Origin of the sequence: Citrobacter sp. Igbk 16, from assembly GCF_028069755.1 — a bacterium.
GTDB lineage: Bacteria > Pseudomonadota > Gammaproteobacteria > Enterobacterales > Enterobacteriaceae > Citrobacter.
The window spans coordinates 181,578-199,194 of sequence record NZ_JANEWJ010000003.1 but is presented as its reverse complement, the minus strand read 5'-3'; the positions used below and the strand labels follow the sequence as shown (position 1 = coordinate 199,194).

General features: G+C 51.4%; 16 protein-coding genes. 10 read left to right on the top strand and 6 right to left on the bottom strand.

Annotated elements, in window-relative coordinates; all coding sequences use genetic code 11:
- Positions 1-247: 247 nt before the first annotated feature.
- Complete coding sequence (locus NNO03_RS03915; RefSeq protein ID WP_137383095.1) at positions 248-913, top strand: MarC family NAAT transporter; 666 nt, start codon at positions 248-250, stop codon at positions 911-913.
- Between the two features lie 34 nt (positions 914-947).
- Here NNO03_RS03915 and NNO03_RS03910 read toward each other — a convergent pair whose 3' ends face one another.
- The 5 genes from NNO03_RS03910 to NNO03_RS03890 all read right to left on the bottom strand — a co-directional run bounded on the left by NNO03_RS03910 (position 948) and on the right by NNO03_RS03890 (position 6,757).
- Positions 948-2,144, bottom strand: coding sequence for a sugar transporter (locus NNO03_RS03910; RefSeq protein WP_271442132.1), 1,197 nt, complete (start codon positions 2,142-2,144; stop codon positions 948-950).
- Positions 2,145-2,328: 184 nt separating this feature from the next.
- Positions 2,329-3,648: an MFS transporter gene (locus NNO03_RS03905; protein WP_271448874.1), complete on the bottom strand. Its 1,320-nt coding sequence runs from the start codon at positions 3,646-3,648 to the stop codon at positions 2,329-2,331.
- A 65-nt stretch (positions 3,649-3,713) separates the two neighbouring features.
- Positions 3,714-4,664 carry a phosphoglycerate dehydrogenase gene (locus NNO03_RS03900; protein WP_271448873.1) on the bottom strand — a complete coding sequence of 317 codons (951 nt, stop codon included), beginning with the start codon at positions 4,662-4,664 and terminating at the stop codon, positions 3,714-3,716.
- A 47-nt stretch (positions 4,665-4,711) separates the two neighbouring features.
- On the bottom strand, positions 4,712-5,596 hold the full coding sequence (locus NNO03_RS03895) for a dihydrodipicolinate synthase family protein (RefSeq protein WP_271448872.1): 885 nt from the start codon (positions 5,594-5,596) through the stop codon (positions 4,712-4,714).
- Between the two features lie 3 nt (positions 5,597-5,599).
- Positions 5,600-6,757, bottom strand: a complete 1,158-nt coding sequence (locus tag NNO03_RS03890; protein WP_271448871.1) for an iron-containing alcohol dehydrogenase — start codon at positions 6,755-6,757, stop codon at positions 5,600-5,602.
- A 171-nt stretch (positions 6,758-6,928) separates the two neighbouring features.
- On the opposite strand from NNO03_RS03890, the gene NNO03_RS03885 reads away from it, so the two are divergent.
- Genes NNO03_RS03885 through NNO03_RS03875 form a run of 3 tightly spaced genes read left to right on the top strand, consistent with a single transcriptional unit; the run spans position 6,929 to position 9,915 of the window.
- Positions 6,929-8,173: a four-carbon acid sugar kinase family protein gene (locus NNO03_RS03885; protein ID WP_271448870.1), complete on the top strand. Its 1,245-nt coding sequence runs from the start codon at positions 6,929-6,931 to the stop codon at positions 8,171-8,173.
- Entirely contained in the window at positions 8,166-9,152 is a 987-nt protein-coding gene (locus tag NNO03_RS03880; protein ID WP_271448869.1) for a D-threonate 4-phosphate dehydrogenase, read from the top strand. The genes NNO03_RS03885 and NNO03_RS03880 overlap by 8 nt, the downstream gene beginning before the upstream one ends.
- Position 9,153: 1 nt before the next feature.
- Positions 9,154-9,915 carry a DeoR/GlpR family DNA-binding transcription regulator gene (locus NNO03_RS03875; RefSeq protein WP_137383087.1) on the top strand — a complete coding sequence of 254 codons (762 nt, stop codon included), beginning with the start codon at positions 9,154-9,156 and terminating at the stop codon, positions 9,913-9,915.
- Here the strand turns inward: NNO03_RS03875 and NNO03_RS03870 are convergent.
- Positions 9,912-10,787 (bottom strand): LysR family transcriptional regulator, encoded by an 876-nt coding sequence (locus NNO03_RS03870; RefSeq protein WP_061067887.1) that lies wholly within the window; start codon positions 10,785-10,787, stop codon positions 9,912-9,914. The genes NNO03_RS03875 and NNO03_RS03870 overlap by 4 nt on opposite strands.
- A 102-nt stretch (positions 10,788-10,889) precedes the next feature.
- Between NNO03_RS03870 and sad the strand changes: the two genes are divergently transcribed.
- From sad to NNO03_RS03840, 6 genes are all read left to right on the top strand, one after another.
- Entirely contained in the window at positions 10,890-12,278 is a 1,389-nt protein-coding gene (sad, locus tag NNO03_RS03865) for a succinate-semialdehyde dehydrogenase (protein ID WP_271448868.1), read from the top strand.
- Between the two features lie 102 nt (positions 12,279-12,380).
- Positions 12,381-13,958 (top strand): methyl-accepting chemotaxis protein, encoded by a 1,578-nt coding sequence (locus NNO03_RS03860; protein WP_271448867.1) that lies wholly within the window; start codon positions 12,381-12,383, stop codon positions 13,956-13,958.
- Between the two features lie 62 nt (positions 13,959-14,020).
- Entirely contained in the window at positions 14,021-14,947 is a 927-nt protein-coding gene (gene glsB, locus NNO03_RS03855) for a glutaminase B (RefSeq protein WP_271448866.1), read from the top strand.
- Positions 14,947-15,306 carry a DUF4186 domain-containing protein gene (locus NNO03_RS03850; protein ID WP_271448865.1) on the top strand — a complete coding sequence of 120 codons (360 nt, stop codon included), beginning with the start codon at positions 14,947-14,949 and terminating at the stop codon, positions 15,304-15,306. Before glsB ends, NNO03_RS03850 begins: the two co-directional genes overlap by 1 nt.
- Before the next feature lie 80 nt (positions 15,307-15,386).
- Positions 15,387-15,914 (top strand): N-acetyltransferase, encoded by a 528-nt coding sequence (locus NNO03_RS03845; RefSeq protein ID WP_271448864.1) that lies wholly within the window; start codon positions 15,387-15,389, stop codon positions 15,912-15,914.
- A gap of 106 nt (positions 15,915-16,020) precedes the next feature.
- A complete protein-coding gene (locus NNO03_RS03840; RefSeq protein WP_271442122.1) occupies positions 16,021-17,472 on the top strand; it encodes a tagaturonate reductase in 1,452 nt (483 codons plus the stop codon).
- The last annotated feature ends 145 nt before the right edge of the window (positions 17,473-17,617 follow it).

The window sequence follows — 17,617 nt, the reverse complement described above, 5'->3', positions numbered from 1 at the left end:
CTGGCAAGTAGTTAGTCACGGCTGATATTATTGCTTAGGCAAATATAAGTCAAATGAATGAGTCTCCGCATGCCACGTTTTGCTAAATCATCAGGCCCGGCGAATGGCGCATCTATTTTTAACGTTTTGATAATTCTGGTTTATCCGCCAGGATGAAAAATGAATCCTTACATCGCTACAATGGCTTATCTCAGCGATTTCACCTTATACTTGCCGTTGACGATTAACGCACAGGAAAGATGACATTATGATGGACTTGTTTAAAGCGATAGGACTGGGGCTGGTAGTCCTGTTACCGTTAGCCAACCCGTTAACCACCGTGGCGTTGTTTCTCGGGTTAGCCGGCAACATGAACAGCGCAGAGCGTAACCGTCAGTCATTAATGGCGTCTGTTTACGTGTTTGCCATCATGATGGTCGCGTACTACGCCGGGCAACTGGTGATGAATACTTTCGGGATTTCGATTCCCGGATTGCGTATTGCGGGCGGGTTAATCGTTGCGTTTATCGGCTTTCGTATGCTGTTCCCTCAGCAGAAAGCGCATGAGTCTCCGGAAGCGAGAAGCAAATCCGAAGAGCTGGAAGACGAACCGACGGCCAATATTGCCTTTGTTCCGCTGGCAATGCCGAGTACTGCCGGCCCGGGGACGATTGCAATGATCATCAGTTCGGCCTCCACCGTGCGTCACGGCTCCGAATTCCCGGACTGGGTGATCATGGTTGCGCCACCCATTATTTTTGCCGTCGTCGGGATTATCTTGTGGGGATGTCTGCGCAGTTCTGGCGGAATTATGCGGCTGGTGGGGAAAGGGGGGATCGAAGCTATTTCCCGTCTGATGGGCTTCCTGCTGGTATGTATGGGTGTGCAGTTTATTATTAACGGCGTGCTGGAAATCATCCAAACCTACCATTAAACAACGGGCCCGGTATGTCTACCGGGCCCGTTTCTTATTGCTGCTGTGGTTGCTCTTCCTGCGTTACCGGCCATTTGCGGAAGATAATCACTGACCAGATCAACGCGGCAACGGCAGGGAGTGCGCCGACGTAACCAATTGTCGACATCGACCAGTGCAGACTTACCTGATTTCCCACCAGTGCCCCCGCGCCAATACCAATATTAAAGATACCGGAGAACAGCGCCATTGCGACGTCAGTGGCATCCGGAGCCAGTGCCAGTACTTTCACCTGCATTCCCAGACCGATCACCATAATGGCAATGCCCCAGAAAATACTCAGGACCGCAAGGTGCATTTCGCTATCGGCAGCAGGCAGTAGCAGCACCAGGCACAGGGTCAACAGGGCGATCGCCCCGCTTATCAACACCGAGGCATACTGATTACCCAGCTTGCCAAAAATAACGCTGCCAATAATACCCGCTCCACCGAGGACCAGAAGCAGCACGGTGGCAAAGTTAGCGCTCAGCCCGGCGACCGTCTGGACAAACGGTTCAATATAGCTGTAAGCCGTGTAGTGTGCGGTCACCACTATCACCGTTAACAAATACAAACTCATCAGCGCAGGGCGACGGAACAACAGTGGCAGGCTTTTTAATGAGCCTGAATGCTCGCTTGGTAGTTTAGGCAACAGCTTAATCAGGCAAAGAAGCGTGATTAACGCCCCCATACCGATGACAAAGAAGGTGGTACGCCAGCCAAAATATTGCCCAACAATACGCCCGATAGGCAGGCCTAATACCATCGCCAGTGCGGTACCGGTGGCAATCAGGCTCAACGCCTGTGCGCGTTTCCCGGCAGGGGCCATGCGAATAGCCAGTGACGCGGTAATTGACCAGAAGATGGCATGGGCAAAGGCAATCCCAATGCGACTCATGACCAGTACAGTGAAGTTCCATGCGAGGAAAGAGAGAACATGGCTGGCAATGAACACCACAAACAGGCAGATCAGAAGCTTACGTCGTTCCATCTGGCTGGTGAGCAGCATAAATGGCAACGACATCAGGGCTACCACCCAGGCGTAGATCGTCAACATGATCCCAACCTGCGCGGTTTGCATATTAAAACTTTGTGCGATGTCGGACAGCAAACCGACCGGGACAAACTCAGTGGTATTGAAAATAAAACCGGCAATAGCAAGCGTAACTACCCGTAGCCACGCGATCTTGCGGGAAACAGTGTTTGTTGTCATATGTATAAATCGGGTTAGCTGCAAAAAGGAGAGGTGGCGATCTTAAAACGTTTACTGGTGAAAATACAATCATTTCGTGATTAAGATCACGCTGCTTTGCGGATGATAACGGGGTGTGTTACTAGAAAAGATAAAGCCGGTCAGTACGACTGACTGACCGGAGAATGCCGTTGCCAGAGCGAATTTAGTGCTGCTGCGCTTCTTTCATGCACAACGCTTCATGTTCGCTGTCGATGATTGGCTCAACTTTGCCCATCAAAAATAGATAGTTCAAAATTCCCAGAACCACCAGTGCGGCAGAGAACACCAGCGCCCAGGTAAAGGAGCCAGTGGCTGCAACAATGGCACCGGTAATAATGGGTCCTACCGCGCCCCCCATATTGGAGACAGTATTCTGTAACCCTGCAACAATCGATACGCTGTTTTTAGGCGCAACGTCACCCGGTAGTGCCCAGACCTGCGAGGCGGCAACCGTGGTGCCTGATTTCGCCACACACAGTAAAAACACGGTCATAAATACGGAATCAGTGAAAGGGGCAAAACCAATACATAAAGCCATTAACAGACCGATTGTCAGGAATAATTTTCTTGTGGCAGTCAGTGACAGGACCCGCTTATGTACCATACGGTCAGAGGCCCAGCCGGCAAAGACTTCTATCACCATTCCACATAATAATGGCAGGGCGGCAACCATCCCCATTTTGATAAAATCCATTCCTTTGTCTTTTACCAGATAGGTGGGCAGCCAGGTAATAAAGAAATAGGATGTATAGTTGATGGTAAAGAAACCGATACACATTGCCCAAATATTCCGGTAGCGCAACAGTTTATACCAACGCATCGGTAATACGGATTTGTCACCGTGTTTTTGCTTTTGCCCTTCGCGAATATGTTTAATTTCGCTTGCACTGATCCTTTTGTGGTCTTCCGGGTTTTCTGTATAAATAAAATACCAGGCAATGACCCAAAAAACGCCTACACCACCAATAATCAGAAATGTCATCCGCCAGTCAAACTGGTAGATCATCCAGACAATAAGCGGCATCGCGACGGCACCACCAAATTTAGAGGCACTGTCAAACAATCCTGAGACGGTGGCTCTTTCCCGATCCGGGAACCAACGCGCAGCGATCCCTGCATTGCTTGGATAGGCGGCGGCTTCACCGACGCCCAGAGCAAGTCTCAATGCGAGTAGAGATTTAAATCCAGTGGCTAACCCCATCATTGAGGTGGCGATTGACCACCACGCGACGGCAAAACCCAGACCTTTTTTCTGACCAAAACGGTCTGCAAACCAACCTGCTGGTATTTGCAGTAAAGAATATGACCAAAAGAACGCCGCCATAATAAACCCCATCATTTCAGGATCGAGTTTTAGCTCATCAATGAGGTGAGGTGCAGCAGCCGATAATACCGTCCGGTCAATATAGTTAATTGCAATAGCAAGCCACATTAATCCCGCAATCCACCAACGAATTCGGGATTTTTCTGCAAAATTATTCATATATCTGGCCCATGGTAGATGTTCATTTTTATTATTGTGGAAAGGGTAGGGTTATCTCCACAATGTTATAATCCGTTCATGATATTTTTAGGCTTACGCTGATGAATGACATGCTCAATGATGTTATAAACGCATTGCTCGCCGATATTGCTGATCGCGCCCTCGGTATATCCTGCGATATGTGCAGTAGGTATGAAATTATCGAGCGCAAATAAGGGGTGTGAATTGCACGGTTCTTGTAGAAAGACATCGGCAGCAGCACCCTTAATGACACCCTGCGTCAGAGCCAGAAAGAGATCCTCTTCATTAACAACACCACCGCGTGAAACGTTAATGAGATAACTACTGCTTTTCATTTTTTTCATCTGTGCTAAATCAAAGAGATCTTTGGTTTCTGGCGTCAGCGGTGTGTGTAACGTGATGAAATCACTTTGTTCTGTTAGTTCATCGAGCGAAACGTATTCAATGTGATTATCTGCGGCGAACTGTGCATCCTGCCATGCGTCGTGAGCCAGTACGCGCATATTAAAGCCGCGGGCTCGCAGTGCAACCTGCTTACCGATGTTACCTAACCCAATAATGCCAATCGTTTTTCCATATACATCGGAGGCGAAGATTCGTGGCCAGTTTCCCGCGCGGGTTTGTTCAATCGCATAGGGGAGCTGACGTGCACAGTTAAGGATCAGGGAAAACGCAAAGTCTGCGACGGCATGCTTATTGGCATCCGGCACATTGGTAACAAAAATACCTTTTTCATGCGTAATATTGAGGTCGATATTATCGACACCCACGCCGTGTTTGCAGACGATTTTCAGATTCGGTGCCGCCGCGATTAGTTCGGCATTAACATCGGTAAAAGCGACGATCATTGCCACGGTCTGTTCCAGATGAGGTGCAAGCGCTTCAAAACCGGCATCTGCAGGTAGCATGATTAATTCAAGTCCTGCGTCGTTAAGCCGTTTGATCGGCTGCTGATCGTATTTGGCAAATGAAGGTGATGTACAGATGACGTTCATAACACAATCCTGTTAGTTAAGCGGCGTTGCCGCCGCTGTAAAAGTGTCTATCGCAAATAGTTATTGATAATTTGCTGAATCTGGCGTTCCTGATGTGTATCAAACGTGACAGCGTAACGACTTGCGCCAACATCATGGCCCATGATTTGTAATGCTTTTTTTACCGCAGCCGGAGAGAAGGCTACTTTATAGAGATCGGTGCGCAGACCCGTGACGCTCTCCTGAGCCTGATGCGACCCAGCAACGTCGCCCGCGTTAAAGCGAGACCAGATCGCGTTAATTTCTTGTGGTGCGACGTTAGCCAGCCCCGAAATACAGGCGGAACAGCCATCAACAAACCCCTGGTGAATGAGTGAATCTGGACCATTCAGCACATCAAATCCCTCGATATCTTTAACTGCGTCCAGGAAGCCGCTAAGACTTTCATAACTGCCGGCACTGTCTTTGATCCCGATAATGTTCGGGTGTGCCGCCAGCACTCTGGCTGTTTGAGGCTCAATGGTGTTTCCCGTCCGCGCCGGAATGTTATAGAGAAATACCGGGACGGAGAGCGCATCGGCAATCGCGGTGTAATGGGCAATAAGTTCAGCCTGTTTTAGAGGAACAAAGTACGGGGTAATGACCGACACCGCATCGACACCCAGCTTTTCTATCTGTTTGCCCAGGCGGATGGTTTCACGGGTAGATATTTCGCCAATGTGTGCTACTACATGTGCCCGACCCGCCACTTCCTCTACACAGGTCCGCGTGACGGCGATTTTTTCATCTTCGTTAAGTACAAAGAATTCGCCGTTGGTCCCGCCGCAGAAAATACCGTTTCCGGCGTTTAACTGGCGGTTTACCTGGTTTCTCAGTTCTTTAAGGTTAAGCCCGCCGTCGTGGTCGAACGGGGTAACGATTGCCGTCAGTACTCCTCGGATTTTGCTACTCATTATTCACTCCTTTGTCATCAGTTCTGGAAACAGAGTTTGATAAATGGCCTGAATATCGTTATGGCTCACCTTGCAGGGAGCATTATTCATCAGGCGCTTTACGTTCAGTGCGGCATCGGCCAGTGCGGGAATATCAGTAGACGGTACACCAAGCGTTGCCAGGTTATCGGGCAGGTTCAGGCGTTTCACCAGTGTGGAGAAGTACTCCACCAGGGCGCAGGATTTTTCTTCGGCACTGAGAGTGGGGTCAGCGTCAGGCAGCAAATCCCATACCAGGGCAAACTTGTCGACCACAAAAGGGCGAATCACTTTCATGCAGGGTGCTAGCAGAATGGCGTTAGCGACGCCATGTGGGAGATGGTATCGACCGCCAAGCGGGTAAGAGAGCGCGTGAACCAGGTGAGTACCGGCATGGTTAATCGCCACACCGCCGTAATACGATGCCCACAGCATCTCCAGTTTGGCCAGCAGGTTTTCCGGCTCATTGACGGAGGTTTCTATATGGTTGAGTAGCTTACGCAGGCCAATGAGCGCCGCGTTATCGCTTACGGGATTGGCGACAGTAGCGGTAAAGCATTCAATCAGATGACATAACGCGTCAATTCCAGTGGACGAGGCAATATGCGCCGGCATGCTGGTCGTGAGCTCTGGCAACAGGGCTACGAAATCCGGTAACAGCACGGGAGAGATGATACCGACCTTAGTGTTTTGCTCCGGGATAGCCAGAATGGCATTCGGGGTTGCTTCAGACCCCGTACCTGCCGTGGCGGGGATCAGCACAGAAGCAACGCGTTGCAGCGGTTTTTCTCCCGCCAGCATGGCGTCAAGTGTCGGAGATTCAGGATGGCATAAGACGGAGAACAGTTTCGCCACATCCAGTACGCTGCCTCCGCCGATACCGATAACCATTTCTACGTTGAGATCTTGTACGTTTTTTAATAGCGCGCTGACATCGTGATGCCCGGGTTCTGCAGGCACATTGTCAATCAGAGCCACATGACGTCCATCGTTGGCCAGTAAGTTACGGATCTGTGTTACCGCGTCCAGCCCGACAATATTGCTATCCGTCACCAGTAACAGCTGGCGTTTCCCCGCCAGTAACGGCTCCAGTGCGGGGATGGCATTCGAACCGCTAATCACGGTGCTATTGATTGTTGCCACAACATTCTCCTGTTGTTCGAGTGATTGAATTCGCTCACTGAGATTCAGGAACGATTGCATCATGGGCTAAATTTATAATTTATCTCGGAACCGAATAACTTGAGCTTGCTCACATTTAATCAAATGTGATTGAATATAATCATTATCAACATACAACAACCCGGAGCATGGATGAGTAGACAGGTAGCAAGGCCGAAGGTACTGGTGATTGCCGACGACTTTACTGGTGGTAATGATGCGGGGGTAAGTCTGGCGCTGACGGGTATGACGGTGAATGTCGCTTTCACATTGCCCAGTGCCGATGATGCAGATGTGCTGGTCATCAACACGGATAGTCGTGCGCTGGAAGCAGAGCAGGCCGCCGCCAGAGTAAGTGAGCTGGCTCTTGCCAGTCAGGCAGGCCCTCAGACGCAGTGGCTTAAGAAAATGGATTCAACTTTGCGCGGAAACCCAGGGGCCGAACTGGACGCGTTAATGCGGATTACAGGTAAAAAGCGGGCCATCGTGGCGCTGGCTTGTCCCTCAGCCGGGCGTACCACTGAGCAGGGGCAGTGCCTCGTTAACGGTATTCCCGTAACGCAGACTGAATTTGCCAGCGATCCGAAAACGCCGGTTATTAGCGCCGATATCTGTGAGGTGTTACAGGCGCAAACAGTCATTGCGTGTCGGGCAATGTCTCTGAGCGACTATCTGCAGCACCTCAGAGAGCCTGTTGCGAAAACGCCACAAATCTGGGTGGTGGATGCCCGCACGCAGACCGATCTTGATGTTATTGCTTCGGAAGCGCTGATGCAGGAGGAATCGCCGCTGCTGGTAGGGTCTGCCGGGATCTGTGACGCGCTGGCCCGCCATGTCCGGACACCGTCCTCCCAGTGTTTACTGGCGGTAGTGGGTTCAATGAGTGAAATCGCTCAACAACAGATTGCTGCAGTGTGTCAGGACCCGCGGGTGGAGACTGTATTCATTGATATCGAAAATATCTTCAGTGGTAACCGGACAGAGTATGTGCAGCGTATCGTCAGGGTTCTCATCTCAGGTAAACACTGCATCGTTCACACCTGCCCAGACATCGAAGCACGCCATCATATTGCAAAACTGTGTGCACACCTGCAGATGAGCCGCGCGCAGCTCGGTGAAACAATCTGCCAGTTTCTTGGACAGCTTACCCGCCAGGTGCTGCACGAAGCCTCACCTGGGGCGCTGTATCTTTCCGGCGGTGATGTCGCGATGGCGATCGCGGATGCGCTGGAGGCAACAGGATTTCGTATTACCGACCGTGTGGCCCAGTGTGTGCCGTACGGCCATCTTGCCGGTAGCTACTGGCAACGCCCGGTTATGACAAAAGCAGGGGGATTCGGTGATGAAACCACTCTGCGTCAGGTTTTGAATTATATCGAGGAGAAAATGAGTGAATAACACGATTGCGGTAACCATGGGCGACCCGGCAGGTATTGGACCGGAGATCATTATTAAATCGTTGGTGGAGGGAGAGTTGTCTGGCGCGCCGGTCGTGGTTGTGGGTTGTGCACAAACGCTGAGGCGCATCCAGGCATTAAACGTCACGCCGCCTGTGGACCTTCGGGTGATCGATAACGTAACCCAGGCACAATTCGCCCCCGGTGTTATCAATGTAATTGATGAACCCCTTGCCGATCCTGCTGCGCTTGAACCGGGCGTGGTCCAGGCACAGGCTGGCGATCTGGCATACCGCTGTATTAAGCGTGCCACCGCGCTGGCGCTCAGCGGGGAAGTGAAAGCCATTGCCACGGCGCCGCTGAATAAAGAAGCACTGCACATGGCAGGACATCATTATCCCGGCCATACCGAATTACTGGCGCAACTGACTAACAGCAAAGACTACGCAATGGTGCTGTATACCGAACAGCTTAAAGTGATTCATGTCACCACGCATATTGCACTGCGTAAATTCCTTGATACGCTCAGTGAACAGCGTGTGAAAACAGTCATTCGGGTCGCGGATGATTTCCTGCGTCGTGTCGGGTTTGATAATCCACGTATTGCGGTAGCAGGCGTTAATCCCCATGCCGGGGAAAACGGTCTGTTTGGTGATGAAGAGATGACCATAGTCGGCCCTGCGGTACAGGCTATGCGGGAGCAGGGGCTGAATGTCACCGGGCCTTGCCCACCGGACACTGTCTTTATGCAGTGCCACGAAGGTATGTATGACATGGTGGTGGCGATGTATCACGATCAGGGCCATATTCCGCTAAAATTGCTGGGATTCTATGATGGGGTGAATATCACCGCCGGATTGCCATTTATTCGCACTTCTGCAGACCACGGCACGGCGTTTGATATTGCCTGGACAGGTAAAGCCAAGTCTGAGAGCATGGCCGTGTCCATCCAGTTAGCAATGCAAATTACGCGGGATTAAAATGAAGGGATATAATCGGTTAGAACAGATTATGGATTATCTGAAAGGGCATAATCTGGCAACGGTTGAACAGCTTGTTGCTGTGACTCAGGCCTCGCCGGCGACCATTCGTCGCGACCTGATTAAACTCGATCAGGAAGGTGTTATCAGCCGAACTCACGGCGGCGTGACGCTTAACCGGTTTATCCCTTCGCAACCGACCACTCATGAGAAAATGCAGCGTAGCCTGATGGAAAAACAGGCTATTGCCAGCGCGGCGGCAAGCCTGGTGAAAGCCGGGGACGCCATTGTCCTGGATGCGGGAACGACGATGATTGAACTGGCGCGCCAGCTTACCCATCTGCCGTTGCGCGTCATCACCAGCGATCTGCACATTGCGCTATTTCTTTCTGAGTTCAAACAAATTGAAGTGACGATCATTGGCGGGCGCATTGATGACTCCAGCCAGTCCTGTATCGGCGAGCACGGGCGTAAACTGCTGCAAAACGTGTGGCCGGATATCGCGTTTCTAAGCTGTAACGGCTGGGACCTGGCCCGCGGGATCACCGCACCGACGGAAGAAAAGGCCGGTCTGAAGCGTGACCTGGTTGCAAACGCCAAACGTCGCGTCCTGCTGGCAGATAGTTCAAAATATGGTGCATGGTCACTTTTCAACGTCACACATCTGGATGCGTTGACGGATATCGTGACCGATGCCCGACTCAATGAAGAGGTACGGCAGCAGCTTGAACAACTGCCTTGCCATCTGACGTTCGCCAGTTAATCCGCATTCTGCGACAGCTGAGGTTCCAGTACCTCAATAAATGCTTCCAGCTGTCGCGTCATCGCCCCCCGACGCCAGACCAGCCACGTATTTAACCAACGCCAGTTTTCGCTCAGCGGCCAGGCATTGACCTGATGGTGGCCTGGCATGCTTTCCAGCATAGAACGCGGAATAAGCGCGATTCCCGCCCCCGCAATCACACAGGCCAGCATGCCGTGGTAGGACTCCATCTCATGGATTGTGCCCGGCATCGCACGATCGGCGTGAAACCAGCTTTCAAAATGGCGGCGATATGAACAGTTGGCGCGAAAAGCATAGATATTGTAACCATTCACATCGCTGGCTCGTTTGATGGGCGGGTGTCCGTGTGGGGTGACAATCATCATCTCTTCACGGTACACCGGCATTCCTTCAAGACCTGGATGGGTTATAGGGCCATCGGCAAAAGCGGCGTTCAGCGTACCGTCCAGCACACCGTCCAGCATGGTACCTGACGGCCCTGTTGCCAGTGCAAACTGGATTTTAGGGTAGCGCTGATTATATTCGGCAAGTGTGGCCGGAATACGTACGGCGGCTGTACTTTCCAGCGACCCCAGAGAGAACAATCCCTGTGGTTCATCTCCTGCGACCACCATCCGCGCTTCTTCTACCAGCGCCAGGATCCGCTGGCTGTAACGCAAAAAATTGTGCCCGGAGGGAGAAAGCCGCAGACGTTGATTTTCACGAATAAACAGATCGACGCCAAGGTCCGCTTCAAGCTGGCGAATACGCGTTGTGAGGTTGGACGGCACGCGATGCACCTTCGCCGCTGCCTGCGTGATGCTGCCGGTCTCTGCGACGGCATTGAACATTTCCAGTTGCGTCAGGTCCATAATTTTCTCTATTCGTGAATGGTATGGTTAATATTATTCATTTTTCAGGAAGAGTAAACCTGCGCATGATATAACCATACCTTGCGAGAAAGAGAGGCACTTATGACCATCACAGCAGCAACACATGCTATTTCCGTTGACCCGACCTGTGGCGAAATGCTGACGGCAATGCCGTGGGCCAGCGCCGATGAGATTACCCACGCGCTGAATCTGGCGGCGACGGGATTCAATGAATGGAAACACACGACCGTCGTCCATCGCGCACAGATGTTGCGTCGGGTCGGACAGGCGCTGCGTGGCCGCGCCGAAGAGATGGCGCAGTGTATCTCGCGTGAAATGGGTAAGCCTGTAAGGCAGGCTCGTGCGGAAGTGGCAAAGTCTGCGGCATTATGTGACTGGTACGCTGAACATGGGCCAGCGATGCTCAGTACCGAGGCAACGCAGGTTGAGAATAACCAGGCCGTGATTGAGTACCGTCCCCTGGGGACTATTCTGGCGATCATGCCGTGGAATTTCCCGCTCTGGCAGGTTATGCGCGGCGCCGTACCGATTTTGCTGGCCGGAAATGGTTATTTGTTAAAGCATGCACCAAATGTGACCGGCTGTGCCGCAATTATCGCCCAGGTGTTTAGCGATGCGGAAATACCGGCTGGGGTATATGGCTGGGTTAATGCCGATAACGCCGGGGTTAGCCAGATGATTAATGACCCGCGTATCGCAGCGATAACCGTGACGGGCAGCGTGCGGGCAGGGGCTGCGATTGGCGCTCAGGCCGGTGCTGCACTGAAGAAATGCGTGCTTGAGTTAGGAGGTTCCGATCCGTTTATCGTGCTTAATGATGCAGACCTTGATTTAGCCGTCAAAGCAGCAGTGGCAGGGCGTTATCAGAATACCGGGCAGGTTTGTGCCGCAGCGAAGCGCTTTATTATTGAACAGGGTATTGCCGCAGAATTCACCCAACGTTTTGTGGCGGCAGCCAGCGCACTGAAAATGGGCGATCCGCTAAATGAAGAGAACGATCTCGGCCCAATGGCACGTTTTGATCTGCGGGATGAACTGCATCAGCAGGTTGAAGCCTCACTGGCGCAAGGGGCGCGCTTACTTCTCGGCGGGGAAAAGATCGCCGGTCAGGGTAATTACTATGCCGTGACGGTGCTGGGTGATGTTACGCCGGAAATGACGGCATTTCGTCAGGAGTTGTTTGGCCCGGTTGCGGCGATTACCGTCGCGAAGGATGCTGAGCACGCATTAGCACTGGCTAATGACAGCGAGTTCGGCTTGTCGGCCACGTTGTTTACCGCGGATGAGGCACTGGCACAAACTATGGCGGCCCGTCTGGAGTGTGGTGGCGTGTTTATTAATGGTTACAGTGCCAGTGATGCTCGTGTTGCTTTTGGCGGCGTGAAGAAAAGCGGTTTTGGCCGTGAACTTTCTCACTTTGGCCTGCATGAGTTTTGCAATGTGCAAACCGTCTGGAAAAACCGTCTCTGATAGCCAGGGTGCCTCAGCAGGGGCATCCGTCTTATTTCTGCCATAAATTTGTCATTTACTCTGCGTAAACTCGAGTCTAACGCTTTGATACAGAAGAGTAATATGAACATAACGCAAATTTTTCGTCGCCTGATCCCCCGTCAGTTTGGTCTGTTAACCGGTATTATTTGTATTATTGCGCTGTTCTCTGTTTTGCAGATTGCATCCTCGCTTATGCTCTCAACCTCTGTCAGGGACGCGCAGATAAATGAACAGCATAACCAGCAGGTGCTCTTGCAACAGTCGAAGATCGATCAAGCAAGGGTGGCGTTGTTATCGGCCAGCGACTTACTTAATCGTGCCGGCGTTTACTTTATGCAGGATGCGGCTACCGGCTCGGAAGGGAGCTGGCATCCGTTAATGGAAGAGGCTCAGCATGCGTTAACGCAGTCAAAAACGGCGTGGGATGCCTGGCTTGCAATGGGTCCGCATCAGGCTGCCGACTTGATGGAGAGCTATCAGCGTTTTTATAGCGGTATTCAGGAGCAGGCAGATGGAGTAATGCAATCCAATAGTATTGATGCATTTTTTGCCGTACCTGTGCAGGCGTTTCAGACAGACTTTAATGAAAATTATGCACGCTTTCAGCAAGACAGTGGCCAGCAAGCGGAAAAAGGGCGAGAGCAGCTGTTGACCAGTCTTGAACGTTTACAGCAGCTCTTTTTATTTATTCCTCTTGTGCTGGTGGCGATTGCGGTACTGGTCTGGCGCAGTATGTCCCGCTGGGTCATCGCGCCACTGAGACGGCTGATCGATCATATTGATGTGTTAGCGGCTGGCGATCTTTCCCGTCCGGCACCCCAGGTGAGCCAGTTTAATCGTGAAGTGACACAACTGAGCTCACGTATTGACGCGATGCAGCATGGGCTACGTATGCTGGTGCAGCAGGTGAATGACGCGACTACCTCAATGGTGGGGAATATCACTCAGCTTACACAAAGCAATAAACAGTTGTATCAGCAATCCGCGAAACAGAGCGATGAGCTAAATACGGTGACATCACATATTTCGTTTCTGGAAACACATGTTGAGGATAACAGTGGGTTTGCTCAACTGGCGAATCAACGCGCCGTTCAGGCGCGGGATATTGCTGCGGGTGGCGACCGGATGATGGCAACGGTAAATGCGTCGATGCAGGCGATTGTTGCCCGTTCATCAGAGATGCGCGGGATCATCTCACTGATTGACAGCATCGCGTTTCAGACCAATATTCTGGCGTTAAATGCGGCGATTGAAGCTGCGCATGCTGGTGAGCAAGGGCGTGGATTTGCGGTTGTTGCAAAAGAAGTGGGATTGTTGGCGAGAAAAAGCAGTCAGTCCACGCAGAATATTCAGGCGCTGATTCATCATTCCTTAGCGGGTATAGATGAGGGCTTTCATGCGGTGAACGGACTCGATGACAACCTACAACAGGTTATATCGCTGGTGGAAAATCTTGGTGCCTTATTGAATGACATTTCTGCTGCGACGATGAATCAAGGAACGCGTATTCACGAGTTGACCAGTCAGCTTCAGGCTCTGAATAACGAAGCCCGACAGACCAGCGATCTGGTGAACGCCGCATCTGATTCCTCCCTACAGTTACATCATGAATCTCATCAGCTTATGCAGGCCGTTGCCAGATTCCGTCTTCCGGCCTGACGCTGTGTATTCAGCTCTGTTATACTCGCAGGCCTTTCATACCTGCGAGCAAGGAGCATGTTGTGGCCAGGGCCATGGACAATTCAATTTTAGAGACCATTGTGCAGCAGGTTCGTCCGCTGATTGGTCAGGGAAAAGTCGCCGATTATATTCCTGCATTAGCCTCCGTCGATGGGTCAAAACTGGGTATTGCCATTTGCACCGTTGATGGTCAGCACTATCAGGCGGGGGATGCGCAAGAACGTTTTTCTATTCAGTCGATTTCAAAGGTGCTTAGCCTGGTTGTCGCAATGCGTCATTACCAGGAAGACGAGATCTGGCAACGTGTTGGCAAAGATCCTTCCGGTCATCCATTTAACTCGCTGGTGCAGCTGGAAATGGAGCAGGGTATACCGCGTAATCCTTTTATAAATGCCGGGGCATTGGTGGTTTGCGATATGTTGCAAGGTCGGCTGAGTGCACCACGGCAACGAATGCTGGAAGTGGTACGTGCATTAAGCGGCGTTTCTGATATCGCTTATGATACGACGGTTGCTCGCTCTGAGTTTGAGCATTCCGCCCGCAACGCGGCAATTGCCTGGCTGATGAAGTCCTTTGGCAATTTTCATCACGATGTGACGACCGTTCTGCAAAATTACTTTCACTACTGCGCGCTGAAAATGAGCTGCGTGGAACTGGCGCGGACCTTCGTATTTCTGGCGAATCAAGGGAACGCTTTCCACCTCACCGAGCCGGTGGTTTCGCCGATGCAGGCGCGGCAGATTAACGCGCTAATGGCGACCAGCGGTATGTATCAAAATGCCGGGGAATTTGCCTGGCGGGTAGGTCTGCCGGCGAAATCGGGTGTCGGTGGTGGCATTGTGGCGATCGTGCCGCATGAGATGGCGATTGCGGTCTGGAGTCCGGAGCTGGATCCCGCAGGGAACTCGCTGGCGGGTATTGCGGTACTGGAACAATTAACTCAACAGTTAGGGCGCTCGGTTTACTGATGAACACGCTCGACCCGCTTTTTGCCCGACTGACGAAATCGACTTTTCGATCGCGGTTTCGTCTCGGTCAGAAAGAAAGACAATATTGTCTGGAAAAAGGTGCGCCGGTCATTGAACAACATGCGGCCGATTTTATTGCTAAGCGATTGGCACCCGCGTTTCCGGCCAATGATGGAAAGCAAACGCCGATGCGTGGACATCCGGTGTTTATCGCTCAACATGCCACGGCGACGTGCTGTAGGGGATGTCTGGCCAAATGGCATGATATACCACAGGGGCAACCGTTGAGCGAGCAACAGCAACGTTACGTTGTCACTGTTATCTACCACTGGTTAGTGCTGCAAATGAATAAGCCATAGATAACATAATCCTATGATTCGACTCCTTGTGTTATGTAATTGTTAATTGCAGTATGAAGGGGTCAATCTAAGGAGACCAAATGGCTATCAACACTCCCTGCTTTATACTGAGCGCGGAACAGATCCTGTCGAGAATCGACGAGCTTAGTGATGTCCTTGAACAGTGCGTGAACGATGGCGCATCTGTCAGTTTTATGCTTCCTTTTAACCGCGATAAGTCACGGCCTTTCTGGACGCGTGTTGCGCAAAGTGTCTCTTGTGGAGAACGCATTGTTCTGGGGGGTGAAAATGCGCAAGGGACGCTCATTGGGACCGTTCAGCTCATTATCGATCAACCCGAAAACCAGCCTCATCGTGCAGACGTTGCCAAACTCCTGGTTCATACCTCTGCACGGCGGTGTGGGATCGCCAGGGAATTGATGAATACACTGGAAATTTGCGCACGTCATGAAGGGAAAACCCTCCTGGTTCTTGATACGTCTACAGGCAGCGCCGCCGAGTTGTTCTACCACAATTGTGGATGGCAAAAAGCAGGGGTCATCCCTGGCTATGCAAAAATGCCCGATGGAACACTGGCCGGGACCACACTTTTTTATAAAACGCTCTAATTTGTCACCGGTGATTGATCAAAACAGGGTTTCATTGTATTAAAGTTTGCTAACCTATTAGACCAATTCAATCAGGTTGTATGACTAATCAAAAAGGGAACCCATTGTGCAAACACTAAATCGTCGCGATTTTCCCGGTGCTCACTATCCTGAACGCATTATTCAGTTTGGTGAAGGAAACTTCCTGCGCGCCTTTGTTGACTGGCAAGTTGATCTGCTGAATGAACATACCGATCTGAACGCTGGTGTGGTCATTGTTCGTCCTATCGAAAGTACCTTCCCGCCGTCACTGAGTACCCAGGATGGTCTCTATACCACCATCATTCGTGGTTTGAATGAAAAGGGCGAAGCCGTCAGCGATGCCCGTTTAATTCGTTCGGTCAACCGCGAAATCAGCGTCTATAGCGAATACGATGAGTTCCTGAAGCTGGCGCATAATCCTGAAATGCGTTTTGTTTTCTCTAACACCACGGAAGCGGGTATCAGCTACCACGCGGGTGATAAGTTTGATGATGCGCCAGCGGTGAGTTATCCGGCTAAACTGACCCGACTGCTGTTCGAACGCTATAGCCATTTCAATGGTGCGCTTGATAAAGGCTGGATTATCATTCCTTGCGAGCTGATTGATTACAATGGTGAAGCGCTACATGAACTGGTTCTGCGTTATGCTCAGGAGTGGGCGTTGCCGGAAGCATTTGTACAGTGGCTGGACAAGGCAAACGCATTTTGCTCTACGCTGGTGGACCGTATTGTTACCGGCTACCCACGTGATGAAGTTGCGAAGCTTGAAGCTGAACTGGGTTATCATGATGCGTTTCTTGATACCGCAGAACACTTCTATCTGTTTGTTATTCAGGGGCCAAAATCATTAGCCACCGAACTTCGCCTCGATAAATACCCGCTGAACGTTCTGATTGTTGATGACATCAAGCCGTATAAAGAGCGTAAAGTCGCCATTCTCAACGGTGCGCACACTGCACTGGTACCGGTCGCCTGGCAGGCAGGGCTTGATACCGTGGGTGAAGCAATGAATGATGCTGAAATTCGCGCCTTCGTTGAGAAAGCCATCTATGAAGAGATTATTCCGGTGTTGGATTTGCCGCGCGATGAATTGGCTTCATTTGCCAGTGCGGTAACCGGCCGATTCTGCAACCCGTACATTAAGCATCAACTATTGTCGATTGCGCTTAATGGCATGACCAAATTCCGCACCCGTATTCTGCCGCAGCTGTTGGCAGGGCAGAAGGCCAGCGGCCAACTGCCGCCGCGTCTGACATTCGCCCTGGCAGCCTTGATTGCCTTCTACCGCGGTGAGCGTAACGGTGAATCTTATCCAGTTCAGGATGATGCACACTGGATGGAGCGTTTCCAGGTGTTGTGGGCTCAGCATCGTGACCGCCAGATTACGACCGAAGCGCTGGTCAACGCGGTATTGGCCGTAAAAGAGCACTGGGAACAGGATCTGACACAGGTTTCCGGCCTGGTAGAACAGGTTTCTGCTGATCTGGATTCTATCCTGGCAAAAGGCATGCGCGAAGCTGTTAAGCCACTGTGCTAATACATTAACCCGGCTCAGGCCGGGTTTTTTATCGATCTTACTTAGTTACAACATACAATGTGCTATTTTAAAATACCACTCATCTGTAGCTTCAGTGCAGAGTAGGGTCAGCAGGAAAAGATGTTGAGATAGTGTTGCTATAAGC